This is a genomic window from Phocaeicola vulgatus ATCC 8482 (genome assembly GCF_000012825.1).
GTDB lineage: Bacteria > Bacteroidota > Bacteroidia > Bacteroidales > Bacteroidaceae > Phocaeicola > Phocaeicola vulgatus.
On record NC_009614.1, the window covers coordinates 5,027,477 to 5,041,140 of the forward strand.

At 44.3% G+C, this 13,664-nt stretch carries 15 protein-coding genes and 1 riboswitch; of the genes, 11 read left to right on the forward strand and 4 right to left on the reverse strand.

The annotated features are described in order from the left end of the window. Positions 1-75: 75 nt before the first annotated feature. From BVU_RS20475 to BVU_RS22960, 3 genes are all read right to left on the reverse strand, one after another. Positions 76-474 (reverse strand): DUF4891 domain-containing protein, encoded by a 399-nt coding sequence (locus BVU_RS20475; RefSeq protein WP_005851356.1) that lies wholly within the window; start codon positions 472-474, stop codon positions 76-78. A gap of 10 nt (positions 475-484) precedes the next feature. Then, complete coding sequence (locus tag BVU_RS20480; RefSeq protein ID WP_005839797.1) at positions 485-1,051, reverse strand: HdeD family acid-resistance protein; 567 nt, start codon at positions 1,049-1,051, stop codon at positions 485-487. A 253-nt stretch (positions 1,052-1,304) separates the two neighbouring features. Further along, positions 1,305-1,439: a hypothetical protein gene (locus tag BVU_RS22960; RefSeq protein ID WP_255323745.1), complete on the reverse strand. Its 135-nt coding sequence runs from the start codon at positions 1,437-1,439 to the stop codon at positions 1,305-1,307. Positions 1,440-1,532: 93 nt separating this feature from the next. Between BVU_RS22960 and BVU_RS20485 the strand changes: the two genes are divergently transcribed. The 11 genes from BVU_RS20485 to BVU_RS20535 all read left to right on the forward strand — a co-directional run bounded on the left by BVU_RS20485 (position 1,533) and on the right by BVU_RS20535 (position 12,561). After that, positions 1,533-1,793, forward strand: a complete 261-nt coding sequence (locus BVU_RS20485; RefSeq protein WP_005839794.1) for a YtxH domain-containing protein — start codon at positions 1,533-1,535, stop codon at positions 1,791-1,793. 250 nt (positions 1,794-2,043) lie between these two features. Further along, complete coding sequence (gene trpB / locus BVU_RS20490; RefSeq protein ID WP_005839791.1) at positions 2,044-3,243, forward strand: tryptophan synthase subunit beta; 1,200 nt, start codon at positions 2,044-2,046, stop codon at positions 3,241-3,243. 60 nt (positions 3,244-3,303) lie between these two features. Next, on the forward strand, positions 3,304-4,704 hold the full coding sequence (locus BVU_RS20495; protein ID WP_005839788.1) for an anthranilate synthase component I family protein: 1,401 nt from the start codon (positions 3,304-3,306) through the stop codon (positions 4,702-4,704). Between the two features lie 12 nt (positions 4,705-4,716). Then, complete coding sequence (locus BVU_RS20500; RefSeq protein ID WP_005839785.1) at positions 4,717-5,307, forward strand: anthranilate synthase component II; 591 nt, start codon at positions 4,717-4,719, stop codon at positions 5,305-5,307. Positions 5,308-5,328: 21 nt separating this feature from the next. Continuing rightward, positions 5,329-6,324, forward strand: a complete 996-nt coding sequence (gene trpD / locus BVU_RS20505) for an anthranilate phosphoribosyltransferase (RefSeq protein WP_005839783.1) — start codon at positions 5,329-5,331, stop codon at positions 6,322-6,324. 38 nt (positions 6,325-6,362) lie between these two features. Then, entirely contained in the window at positions 6,363-7,151 is a 789-nt protein-coding gene (gene trpC, locus BVU_RS20510; protein ID WP_005851346.1) for an indole-3-glycerol phosphate synthase TrpC, read from the forward strand. Between the two features lie 12 nt (positions 7,152-7,163). Beyond that, on the forward strand, positions 7,164-7,781 hold the full coding sequence (locus tag BVU_RS20515) for a phosphoribosylanthranilate isomerase (protein ID WP_012056008.1): 618 nt from the start codon (positions 7,164-7,166) through the stop codon (positions 7,779-7,781). Further along, positions 7,778-8,554 carry a tryptophan synthase subunit alpha gene (gene trpA / locus BVU_RS20520; RefSeq protein ID WP_012056009.1) on the forward strand — a complete coding sequence of 259 codons (777 nt, stop codon included), beginning with the start codon at positions 7,778-7,780 and terminating at the stop codon, positions 8,552-8,554. The genes BVU_RS20515 and trpA overlap by 4 nt, the downstream gene beginning before the upstream one ends. A gap of 277 nt (positions 8,555-8,831) precedes the next feature. Continuing rightward, a complete protein-coding gene (locus BVU_RS20525; RefSeq protein ID WP_005839772.1) occupies positions 8,832-9,875 on the forward strand; it encodes an asparaginase in 1,044 nt (347 codons plus the stop codon). A gap of 196 nt (positions 9,876-10,071) precedes the next feature. Then, positions 10,072-10,761, forward strand: coding sequence for a response regulator transcription factor (locus BVU_RS20530; RefSeq protein WP_005839770.1), 690 nt, complete (start codon positions 10,072-10,074; stop codon positions 10,759-10,761). 18 nt (positions 10,762-10,779) lie between these two features. After that, a complete protein-coding gene (locus BVU_RS20535; protein WP_012056010.1) occupies positions 10,780-12,561 on the forward strand; it encodes a sensor histidine kinase in 1,782 nt (593 codons plus the stop codon). Between the two features lie 91 nt (positions 12,562-12,652). Next, positions 12,653-12,856, forward strand: a riboswitch (cobalamin riboswitch). Positions 12,857-13,031: 175 nt separating this feature from the next. Here BVU_RS20535 and BVU_RS20545 read toward each other — a convergent pair. After that, the gene (locus tag BVU_RS20545; RefSeq protein ID WP_005839759.1) at positions 13,032-13,658 is read right to left on the reverse strand and encodes a 4'-phosphopantetheinyl transferase family protein; all 627 of its coding nucleotides are present in this window, start codon (positions 13,656-13,658) and stop codon (positions 13,032-13,034) included. Between the last annotated feature and the right edge of the window lie 6 nt (positions 13,659-13,664).

The window sequence follows — 13,664 nt, forward strand, 5'->3', positions numbered from 1 at the left end:
TGTGTTACACAAAGATACGAAATATAAAAGAAACAAAAACCTTTTCCTACGATTTTCAATGCTTCCTACAACATATTATTTCACCTCTCCCGGCAGATAGCGTAACTGCAAATACTGTTCCCCCGGTTTCAGATATCCCCCTTCGAATATTTCTTTCCTGATCCGGTAAACTTCCACTCTTTTCAATAAGTAATTTTCTACCTTCATCGGCTGCTTTTTACACCAGGAAAGCACTTTCAGACTTCCATCGGCATGAACATCCGCATAAACCTTTACCGTTCTTATCGGAGTCCCGTCCGTTATCTTACGTCCTCTTTTATAATCCACCCACAAAATAGCTTTCGCTTTTTCCCCCTCACATGTTCCGGCATACTCATCCGTTTCGGACGCGGTGGAAGGTGAAGAAGTTCCCTTACAACCTACAACCACACATAAAATCAAAAGATATAAAATATAGCTTCCTCGTGTTTTCATATCAATCGGATTAGTCTTTTATCTCTTCTATAGGAGTAATATCCTCTATTTCAGGCATCCCCGGTTCTTTCTTCTGACGGAAGCGGATGATGTTTATCAAATCGGACAGTCCGTATACAATGCTGCTCACTCCCAGAATGATGAATGGAACAGCAGCAGCCGTAAATGGATTAAATAATACCACAATACCTGCAATCAGCACCAACACAGGTATCACAAAGAAACCTCCCGGTACCACCGTCCAACTACGCGCAGCAGATAAATTCACAATCTGACTGATTCCCGCCAGTACCAAAACAGCACCCAGCACATACATCAGGATACCGACAAAAAATGCCGGCATAATCATCAGCCATAATCCGAACAAAAGGCTGCCAAGCCCGGCAATAGGAAAACGACTGCCATCCTGCTTGCCACGAATCAAATACCCGGATAAAGAAAAGAGTCCCGGTACTAGAAACAACACACCGATTGTAATAACCAGATAAAGAATGGCAGCCTCAGGCCATGCCACCAGCAACACACCGATGACCAACGCACAGATACATCTGATTATAGAATAATTCATTGTTTTCATATTCAATCATGTCTAATTGGTTAATGAAGCGAATATACTGATTATTTCTGAGAAGACAGATGCAAAATGGATATTAATTTTCAGACAGAAGAACAAAAGAACAAAAAAAGAAAGCCAAAACAAATTTTCCTGCCATAAGCTTAGAACTAATTCTATTGTTCTATAGACTTTAGCAAACAGAATGTTATACCGACTATTCCAATCTATTCTTTCGTACCCATGCCTGAAGATCATCCTTTTGTCTTATGACAAATCACTCTATCTGTTCTGTTTCAGGCAGACTTTGTTCATTCTCGTCCTCATCGATCAAAATAGCCCAAAAGAGCCACCATAACAGCAATCCTGCCAACAACACGGCACCTATTCTTATCCAAAGTTTACGTTTCATACACTTCATTTTAATGATTTATTAACTGATGTATTAAAACCATTCCGCCACCCGAAATGTTCATTTATAAAACCAATTTAAAGTAATAAGATTATGAATAATGGAAAATTCTTTGCCGGACTGGCACTAGGAGCGCTGGTCGGCAGTGCATTAAGTTGTTTTGCGCACAGCAACAGAGGTCGCAAATTGAGAAGAGACGTGTATGATGCCATTCAGGACTTACAAGAAGATGCAAAAGACCTGGCTCATCATGCAAAACATAAAGCAGAAGAAGTAAGCAGTGAAGTAGCCGGAAAAGTAGGTGAGAAAGTGGAAGAAGTGAAAGGGAAAATACACGAAGCTGCAAATAAATAAAAAAAAAGTAAGTTTTTCTTTGGAGTTTAAAACAAAACGCTTACATTTGTCCCAAAATAAAAACAGATTTTATGAATAGAATCATGGTAAATACATATTGGTGGCGTTTCTTACAACTAAACAAGTCGTAAGGGAACCAGACCATGTATATATACCTGACATTCTAAAAGGATATTCAAACTGAAGGCCTGTCGTACTTACGACAGGCCTTTTTTCGTTAGTGCAATTAACATTAAAATATAGAACGACAATGAAAACTTATCAGGTAAACAAAGAAGGTTATTATGGCGAATTTGGAGGGGCGTATATTCCCGAAATCCTTCACCGCTGTGTGGAAGAATTGCAGAATGCCTATTCCAAAGTATTGGAAAGTGAAGGATTCAAACAAGAATTCCACCAGTTACTACGCGACTATGTAGGACGCCCTTCACCTCTTTACCTGGCAAACCGGCTAAGCAAGAAATATGGCTGTAAGATCTACCTGAAACGTGAAGATTTAAACCACACCGGAGCACATAAAATCAATAATGCCATCGGACAGGTGTTACTGGCAAAACGTATGGGGAAAAAACGTATCATTGCAGAAACCGGAGCTGGACAGCATGGGGTGGCCACCGCTACGGTATGCGCTTTGATGAACATGCAATGCATTGTTTACATGGGCAAGACCGATGTAGAACGCCAGCATATCAATGTAGAAAAGATGAAAATGCTGGGAGCCGAAGTCCGCCCGGTCACTTCCGGCAACATGACACTGAAAGATGCTACAAACGAAGCCATCCGCGACTGGTGTTGCCACCCTGCCGATACTTACTATGTCATCGGCTCTACCGTAGGCCCTCATCCCTACCCTGATATGGTGGCACGTCTGCAATCCGTTATCAGCGAAGAAATCAAAAAGCAGCTGAAAGAACAGGAAGGAAGGGAATATCCCGATTACTTGATGGCTTGTGTAGGAGGAGGAAGCAATGCGGCAGGAACCATTTATCACTATATAGATGATGAACGTGTGCAGATTGTCCTGGCCGAGGCAGGAGGCAAAGGTATAGACACCGGTTTCTCGGCCGCTACCATCCAACTGGGGAAAATGGGAATTATCCACGGAGCAAAGACCTTGGTTATCCAAAACGAGGACGGACAAATAGAGGAACCTTACTCCATTTCTGCCGGTCTGGATTATCCGGGCATAGGACCCATGCATGCCAATCTGGCCAAACAGCAACGCGCTTTGGTACTCGCCATAAACGATGATGAAGCCATCCGTGCCGCATTTGAGCTGACCCGGCTGGAAGGTATCATTCCTGCATTGGAATCGGCTCATGCATTGGGAGCATTGGACAAAATGAGATTCAAGCCAACGGATATAGTGGTTCTCACCGTATCAGGACGCGGAGATAAGGATATTGAAACCTACTTGAAAGAATCCGGCACAAGGACCTCCTTGCAATAACACATAGAAACCCATGAGAGCAAAAACCCTATACGGACAACTATAAACAGAAAAGAAACAATGAAAACTTTTACCTATACCACCCGATGCAAAACCATACTGGGTGACCTGCATACACCGGTCAGTACCTATCTGAAAGTGCGCGACATTTTCCCACAGAGTGCACTGATGGAAAGTTCCGACTATCATGGAAGTGAGAACAACCGTTCTTTCATCGGACTGAATCCTGTAGCCAGCATCGGAATCAATCATGGCACAGCCACTGCCACCTACCCTGACGGCAGCATAGAAGAACATCCCATCAGCGAACATTTCCGGGCAGACCATGCGATCTCCGATTTTCTGAATCGTTTCAAGGTAAGCGGAGAATACAACAACTACTGCGGACTGTATGGCTATACCACTTTCAATGCCGTACGCTATTTCGAACATATCAATGTAAAAGACAGCCGTGATCCTAAGAACGATGCTCCGGATATGTTGTATATCTTATATAAATACCTGATTGTCTTCAATGACTTCCGCAACGAAATGTTATTACTGGAAATGTTGCAGGACGGTGAGGACAGCCATCTGGATTATGTGGAAAAAGCGATCCACAACCGTAACTATACTACTTACGACTTCCGTGCCGTGGGCGAAACCACCAGTACCCTGACCGATGAAGAACATAAGGCGAACATCCGCAAAGGCATTGCCCACTGTATGCGCGGCGATGTTTTCCAAATCGTCCTTTCACGCCGTTTTATCCAACGTTACGAAGGAGATGATTTCAAACTTTACCGTGCTTTACGCAGCATCAACCCGTCCCCCTACTTATTTTACTTCGATTTCGGAGGCTTCCGTATTTTTGGTTCCTCTCCCGAAACCCATTGTAAAATAGAAAACGGGCGTGCCACCATTGACCCTATCGCCGGAACCACCCGCCGCAACGGAGACAAGAAAATAGATGCTGAACTCACCGCCAACCTATTGGCTGATCCCAAAGAAAATGCGGAACATGTAATGCTGGTAGATCTGGCACGCAATGACTTGAGCCGCAACTGTCACGATGTACAAGTAGAATTTTACAAAGAAGCTCAATATTACAGCCACGTCATTCATCTGGTAAGCCGGGTCAGCGGCGAACTGAACCCCAAAGCCAATCCCATCAAAGCATTTATTGATACTTTCCCGGCCGGAACCCTGAGTGGCGCTCCGAAGGTAAAAGCCATGCAGCTGATCAGCGAATACGAACCTCACAGCCGTGGAGCCTATGGAGGTTGCATCGGATTTATCGGGCTGAACGGCACATTGAACCAAGCTATCACCATTCGTACATTCGTCAGCCGCAACAACGAACTATGGTTTCAAGCCGGTGGCGGCATCGTAGCTAAGAGCAATGAAGAGTACGAATTACAAGAAGTAAACAACAAACTGGGAGCACTTAAAAAAGCAATCATCCTGGCAGAACAAATGTAAAAACGAATCATCATGAAAACAGTAATTATAGACAACTATGACTCATTTACCTACAATTTGAGTCATTTGGTAAAAGAACTGGGAGCCGAAGTTACCGTATTACGTAACGATGCTTTCCAACTGGAAGAATTGGAAAAATTCGATAAAATCATTCTTTCACCCGGTCCCGGTATTCCATCAGAAGCAGGCCTGCTGCTCGAAGTAATTAAAAGATATGCCGGCAAGAAACCGATTCTGGGTGTATGCTTGGGAGAACAGGCCATAGGAGAAGCTTTTGGCGGCAAACTGACCAATCTGAGCGAAGTATTTCATGGCGTACAGACCCCCATCTCAATTAAAAAGAACCAATCAAAAGACAAAGGAAAGAAAACCGATTACATTTTCAACGGACTGCCGGATGAAGTGCCGGTAGGACGTTATCACTCATGGGTGGTAGATACGGACGGTTTCCCTGAGTGCCTTGAAATAACCGCAGTAAGCCAGGAAGGTCTCGTCATGGCATTGAAACATAAAGAATACGATATCCACGGCATCCAGTTTCATCCCGAATCCGTACTAACCCCCGATGGTAAAGCCATGATAGCCAACTTTCTAAACGCATAACCCCAACCGTACATAATAAATATGAAAGCTATATTATCCCGCCTCTTCAATCACGAGGAACTGACCCGAAAAGAAGCAAAGAATTTGCTGCTCAACATAACCCGGGGAATGTATAACGACGCACAGATAGCCGCCCTGCTGACCGTTTTCCAAATGCGCGGCATCAAAGTAGAAGAATTGATAGGTTTCCGTGAAGCATTGCTCACCACCCGCATACCTATAGACTTTTCCGCTTACACCCCTATTGACATTGTGGGCACAGGCGGTGATGGAAAAAATACCTTCAATATCTCTACTTGCGCCTGCTTCATTGTAGCAGGAGCCGGATATCATGTTGCCAAACACGGCAACTATGGCGCGACTTCCGTCAGCGGAGCCAGCAATGTCATCGAACAACACGGTGTAAAATTCACGAACAATCCGGATAAGCTGACCCGTTCTATGGAAGAATGTGGAATGGTCTATATGCATGCCCAGTTGTTCAATCCTGCCATGAAAAGTGTAGGCCCTGTCCGCAAAGCACTGCAAGTACGTACCATATTCAACCTGCTAGGTCCGCTGGTTAATCCATGTCTTCCGGCTTACCAACTTCTAGGAGTCGCCGATCTGCCGCAAATGCGCCTTTATACCAACGTGTTCCAAAAACTGGGCATTGGCTTTGCCGTAGTAAACAACCTGGACGGTTACGACGAAATCTCACTGACCGATGAATTCAAAGTGATGACCAATCGCTACGAAACCATCTACAAGCCATCCGAACTAGGCTTCTCTCTCGCCAGACAAGAAGAGCTTTATGGTGGGAACACTCCCGAAGAAGCGTCGAAAATCTTCAATAACGTACTGGAGAACAAAGCCACCAAAGCCCAGACAGACTGTGTACTGATTAACGCTTCTTTTGCCATACAAGCCATGGAACCGGCCAAACCGATAGAAGAATGCGTGGCCATCGCCCGTGAATCATTGGAAAGCGGAAAAGCATTGAATACATTGAAAAAATTTGTGGAACTGAACAGTTGACTACACACCCGGTATTCCACTACCAAACGCCTCATACAATGACAGATATATTAACAGAAATCATCGCCTGCAAGCAAATCGAGATCGAACTGCAAAAGGCTGCCATCAGCAAAGAAATGCTGATAAACAATTGTAACGAACCCATGCCACGTATCAGTATGCGTGCCAGTCTTGCCTCTTCTCCTTACGGCATCATCTCCGAGTTCAAGCGTCGCTCTCCCTCCAAAGGATGGATAAAAGAAGACGCACAGGCAGATACCATTCCTCCCGCTTACGAAGCGGCCGGAGCCTCCGCACTTTCCATCCTCACCGATGAAAAATACTTCGGCGGCAGCCTGAAAGATATCCGTTCGGCACGCCCCCACGTGCAACTTCCCATTCTAAGGAAAGATTTCATTATAGATGAATACCAACTTTATCAGGCACGCATCGTAGGAGCGGACGCTATCCTTCTTATAGCCGCCGCTTTGAAGAAAGAGCAATGCAAAGCCCTAGCCCTCAAAGCCCATGAACTGGAACTGGAAGTCCTGCTGGAAATCCACAACGAGCAAGAACTGGAATATATAGACGAGAACATTGACATGGTGGGAGTCAACAACCGTAATCTGGGAAGCTTCCACACAGAGGTGGAAAACTCTTTCCGTCTGGCGGAAAAACTACCCGAAGAAATGCTCCGGATCTCTGAAAGCGGCATCTCCAGCCCCGAAACAGTCAAACAACTCCGGGCTGCCGGCTTCCGAGGCTTCCTGATAGGGGAAAACTTCATGAAAACACCCGCACCGGGAGAAGCCTTAAAAGAATTTATAACCCAACTAGAGAAATGTTAGGATGAAGCAACAATGATTATCAAGGTATGCGGTATGCGCGAGCCCGAAAACATACGCGCCATAGAGCAAGCCGGAGCAGACTGGATGGGCTTCATCTTCTTCCCCCAATCTGCCCGCTACGTATCACATCGTCCGGAATACCTACCGGAACAATGCCACCGGATCGGGGTCTTCGTCAACGAAAGCAGCGAAAACATCCTGCTGAAAGCACAGGAATTCGGTCTGCACCATATCCAATTGCATGGCAGGGAGACACCGGAACAATGCCGCAAATTAAAAGCCGCCGGACTGGGAGTCATTAAAGTTTTTTCCATAGCACAGGAAAGTGACCTGCAATCCGCCGGTTGTTATGAGGGCGTTTGCGATTACTTTCTTTTCGACACTGCCTGCTCCGGATATGGCGGCTCCGGCAAAACCTTCAACTGGAATATCCTGCAAGCCTATCGGGGAAAGACGCCTTTCCTGCTGAGTGGCGGTCTCCGTCCCGGCAGTCTTTCCCTTTTGTTGCAATTCAAGCATGAACAATGGGCAGGTATCGACCTGAACAGCGGATTCGAGACCGCTCCGGCTCTGAAAGACGACGCCGCCGTCCACACATTTATAAACCAATTAAAACAAAAAATACAATGAACAGAATCAACCAGTTATTCAGTACCAAGCAAAAAGACATCCTATCTATTTATTTTTGTGCAGGCTTTCCTACCTTAGAAGGTACGGCAAGCACCATCAAAGTCCTGGAAAAAAAAGGGATTAACATGATTGAAATCGGCATTCCTTTCAGTGACCCGATGGCTGACGGTCCCGTTATCCAGCACGCCGCCACCCGCGCCTTGAAAAATGGCATGACACTGAAGCTCCTTTTCGACCAACTGAAAGATATCCGTAAAGAAGTACAGATTCCGCTGGTGCTGATGGGATATCTCAATCCCATCATGCAATATGGATTCAAGGATTTCTGCCGCACTTGCCGGGAGACGGGAATCGACGGAGTGATTATCCCCGACTTGCCTTTCAAAGATTATATGGAGGAATATCGTTCCATAGCCGAGGAACAAGATGTGAGAATCATCATGCTCATCACTCCGGAAACCAGTGAAGAACGTATCCGCCTGATTGATGAACATACCGACGGTTTTATCTATATGGTATCTTCCGCCGCTATCACCGGTGCTCAAAAAGATTTCAACGCACAGAAACAAGCCTATTTCCAACGCATCGCCGACATGAATTTACGCAATCCCCGCATGATAGGTTTCGGAATTTCCAATAAGCAAACCTTCGAAACCGCATCCGCTCATGCCGCAGGAGCCATCATCGGCAGTAAATTCGTGACCTTGCTGGATGAAGAAGACGGAGATACGGAAAAAGCAGCGGACAAGCTGCTGGAAGCCTTGAAAAACTAACCTTTCACAACTCGTAACATCCTCTTCTTCAAAAATCCACCTGAAAGATCATGGCGATACAAGTGAAAAATATAATATCTTACAGGTATAAGATTATATATCTTGCAGCAGTAAGATCTATAATCTTATACCTGATCTTTCTACTTCTTCCATCCACAGCATCCGGCAGAAGCAGTTATCACCTATAAAGAAAAACATTTTGTTATTTCCCTCTCTTATTTTTGTCATACTTATACATAATTACTATCTTTGTGCCAAAATTAAACAAGAGAAGCGCATGATACAGAGTGAATATCCTTCCGTTTTGCTAATATACACAGGCGGTACGATCGGCATGATTGAAAATCCTGAGACAGGTGCACTAGAAGCCTTTAATTTCGACCAGTTACAAGACAATGTCCCCGAATTGAAGCGGTTCAACTATCGCATCTCCTCTTACCAATTCAATCCCCCCATTGACTCTTCGGATATGGAACCTGCCTTGTGGGCCAAGTTAGTCAAGATCATCAAATACAATTATGATAATTTTGACGGGTTCGTCATTCTGCACGGTACAGACACCATGGCATACACCGCTTCAGCGCTCAGCTTCATGCTGGAAAACCTGAGCAAGCCGGTTATCCTGACTGGCAGCCAGCTGCCCATCGGCATGTTGCGCACCGATGGAAAGGAAAATCTGATCACTTCCATAGAAATAGCCGCTGCCAAACATCCGAACGGCACTGCTATTGTACCCGAAGTATGCATCTTCTTCGAAAACCATCTGTTGCGCGGAAACCGTACCACAAAAATAAATGCGGAGAATTTCAATGCGTTCCGTTCATACAATTTCCCTTCGCTGGCAACAGCAGGCATCCACATAAAATATGAATATGACCGTATTCACAAAGCCGATCCCAATCTGCCATTAAAACCACACTATCTTTATGATACCAATGTAATTATACTGACCCTTTTTCCGGGCATCCAGGAAAACATGATCAGCAATATTCTGCATACACCGGGATTACGCGCAGTGGTATTAAAGACCTACGGTTCGGGCAACGCTCCGCAAAAGCCGTGGTTCATCGAACTTCTAAGGGATGCCACCTCACGGGGAATCATCATTGTCAACATCTCCCAATGCTCTACCGGAACAGTGGAAATGGGAAGGTATGAAACCGGACTCCATCTGCTGGACGCAGGGGTCATCAGCGGCTATGACAGTACGGTGGAATCCGTTCTAACCAAACTGATGTTCCTTTTGGGACACGGAAAAAGTGAAAGAGAAATACGTTACCAAATGAGTATTCCAGTAGCCGGAGAGTTTACGAAATCATAATTTATTGCGTTCCAATTATCATCCGGCGGGATGATTGCAGAATCATTAAAATGGTGTAATCTGCGATGAGAACTTAACGATTTTATAGCATGTAATCTTTTTGTAATATTTGTTTCATCAAATAGTAATAAAAATGCTCCATTTTTGCAATGCTGATCAAAAAAGATTAGTTTTGTAGTATTAAAAAGATGGATATATGAATGATTACCGCATTTTAGTAGTTGACGATGAAGAAGATCTATGCGAGATTCTTAAATTCAATTTAGAAAACGAAGGGTATTTTGTGGACACGGCAAACTCTGCCGAAGAAGCCCTGAAGATGGAACTGACCCAATACAACTTGCTGTTGCTGGATGTGATGATGGGAGAAATATCAGGATTCAAAATGGCGAACATGCTGAAAAAGAATAAAGCTACTGCTTCTATTCCCATTATATTCATTACTGCTAAAGATACTGAAAACGATACCGTAACAGGGTTCAACTTGGGAGCCGACGACTATATCTCGAAGCCATTTTCACTGCGCGAAGTTATAGCACGCGTTAAGGCTGTCCTTCGACGCACCAGTCCTACACAGGGAAAAGAAGCGCAAGAACAATTACAGTACAAAGGGCTTTTAGTCGACATAACCAAGAAGAAAGTCAGCATAGACGGTATAGAAATTTCCCTGACAAAAAAAGAATTCGAAATCCTGTTGCTGTTGTTACAAAACAAAGGCCGCGTATTCTCACGCGAAGATATTCTGGCTAAAGTATGGCAGGAGGAAGTCTATGTGCTGGACCGTACCATTGACGTCAACATTACCCGCTTGCGTAAAAAAATAGGCGAATATGGAAAATGCATCGTCACCCGCCTGGGATACGGATACTGTTTTGAATGCGAATAACCTAACCTGTACCTTTCCATGACTATTAAATTATCCAGCCACGTCCTGTCATTCAACAAGAAACTATTCTTGTCGGTAATTTCCTTATTCATAGCATTCGCCATCTGTTTCATGGCATTCCAATATCGCAGGGAGAAGGAATACAAAATAGAATTGCTGAACACACAACTCCAGAATTACAACGACCGCCTGAATGATTTTCTCCGTGGCAGGGATACACTGAATATTCAACAATTGAACGACTATGTTTGCGAACACACCTTTGAAGATCTACGCGTGACACTGATCAACAAGAATGGTACTGTAATTTATGACAATCTGGAAAAAGATCCCAGCCACTTCGAGAACCACCATAACCGTCAGGAAATAAAAGAAGCCATCATTTATGGCAGCGGCTACTCCATTAACAGACAATCGGAAAGCCTGGGCGGTGAATTTTTCTATTCGGCAAAGTATTATCCTAATCTGGACTATATCATTCGTTCAGCCCTTCCCTATAATGTCAGTCTGATGAGACACCTGAAAGCAGACTCTCATTATGTATGGTTCACACTGATAATCAGCCTGATATTAATAATTGTGTTCTACCGATTCACACATAAATTGGGAATGTCTATCACCAAATTGCAACAATTCGCCATGAAAGCCGACCGCAATGAACCGATAGACACTGATATGCAGGATACCTTTCCCAAAAACGAACTGGGCGAAATATCCCAACATATCATCCAGATTTACAAACGTCTGCATCAGGCAAAAGAAGATTTATATATCGAACGCGAGAAACTGATCACCCATCTCCAGATCTCGCACGAAGGCTTAGGCGTATTCAACCACCGCAAAGAAGAGATTCTGGTAAATAATCTGTTCACACAATACGCCAACCTTATCTCGGACAAAAATCTGAGTTCTACGGAAGAGATCTTCTCCATCCCCGAATTGCAGCCCATCACCCGTTTCATTACAAAAAACAAGGAACGCAGTATCGGCAAAGAAGAGAAACGGATGTCATTGAACATAGACAAAAACGGACGTATCTTTGCCGTGGAATGCATTATCTTTCAAGATGACAGCTTTGAAATCTCCATCAATGACATCACTCAGGAAAAGGAACAGGCACTTCTGAAAAAACAGCTGACACAGAATATCGCCCACGAATTGAAAACCCCTGTAAGCAGCATACAGGGATATCTGGAAACCATAGTAAACAATCCTACCCTGCCCCGTGAGAAAATCAATGCTTTCCTGGAGAGAAGCTATGCACAAAGTAACCGGCTGGCACATCTGTTACGGGATATCTCCGTACTTACCCGCATGGAAGAAGCTCCGAACATGATCGAAACAGAACCGGTAAACCTCACCACCATGATGCGGAATATCCTGAACGAAGTAACTTTGGAACTGGAAGAAAAGCAGATCACAGCCCACAATATGCTGCCTGAAGGACTGACCATACAAGGCAATTCTTCCCTGCTATACTCCATCTTCCGGAATCTGACAGACAACGCCATTGCATACGCAGGAACTCATATTTCCATAACCATCCGCTGTTTCCGTGAAGACGAACGTTTTTATTATTTCAGTTTCTCGGACACAGGCGTAGGAGTAGGACCCGAACATCTAAGCCGTTTGTTCGAGCGTTTCTATCGGGTGGACAAAGGACGTTCACGCAAATTGGGCGGTACCGGACTGGGACTAGCTATTGTAAAAAACGCAGTCATTCTGCATGGCGGAACAATCTTCGCTAAAAATACCCCCGGTGGAGGTCTGGAATTCATATTTACATTGAGTAAAGAATAAGAGGATACAAGAGCCTGTTTCTAAATTTTCTTCAAAATTTAAACAGGCTCCAAAAAATAAAGAAAGATAATTGTTTTCTTAAATATAAACTGTATCTTTGCAGTGCATCGGTTCATTTATCTCCCCTCCGAGGTGAATGATTAAAAGGGAATCAAGGTGAGAATCCTGAACAGTCCCGCTGCTGTATGTTTCACTAAACGCATAAGCAAAATGCCAATAACCACTGGGATAATTTCCGGGAAGGTGCTTATAGCGGAAACGAGTCAGAAGACCTGCCTGTGCATTTATCAAATCTGAAGCTTTCGAGGAAAGAGCTTGGAACACTGAACGTAAGGGATGCCTTTAAACACATCCGCTATTTTCTCCGTTTCACTGTCCGGAAAAGAATATCAGGTAAAAAGAAAATTTATTTTAAAGTAAACTCTGCCAAGTTTATTTGGAGTGCTCAGCCGAAGTGATTCGCCTGAGCATTATTTTATAATCCAAGTCAATACAAAATCGGGATGAGTGACATAACGGACCCGATAACGTTCCTGCCGGCCTGTACGATATTCGCATGCCTCGAACTCCCCCTCTTCCGACAAGCTGAAAGGAAAAATACGAAGATGACGAATGAAATCCACCTCCTCTACTCCCATCAGTTTGAACAGTGCCTCCTTGGCCGACCAATGGAGCAATAAAGCATAAACTTCATCTCCTTCCATCATTGCGGGTTCTTCATCGGAACGAATAAAACGGGAAGCTACTTTCCGCACTCTGGTTCCATACTGCTCTATATCCATTCCCACCTCACAGGAAGAATGAAGCGCCACCGCCACATAACCGCGAGTATGCGAGATGCTGATATACCGGCTTCCATCCTTTAGATAAGGCCTTCCCGAAGAGTAATAAGCTATCTCCTTTTCTTCTCCACACAAAGCCTTCAGCAGCACACGTACCGACAACCATTCATGCTTCCGTTTTTCGGAAAGAACAGCCAATTTCTCCCTATACCAGTCTTTATGCTCCAATGATGCCAGCAGTTGTTCCGTTGTTTCATCAGACTTCCATATTCCAAGCAGAAACTCCCCTTCGATATAAGTACGGTATAAAGGCATAATAAA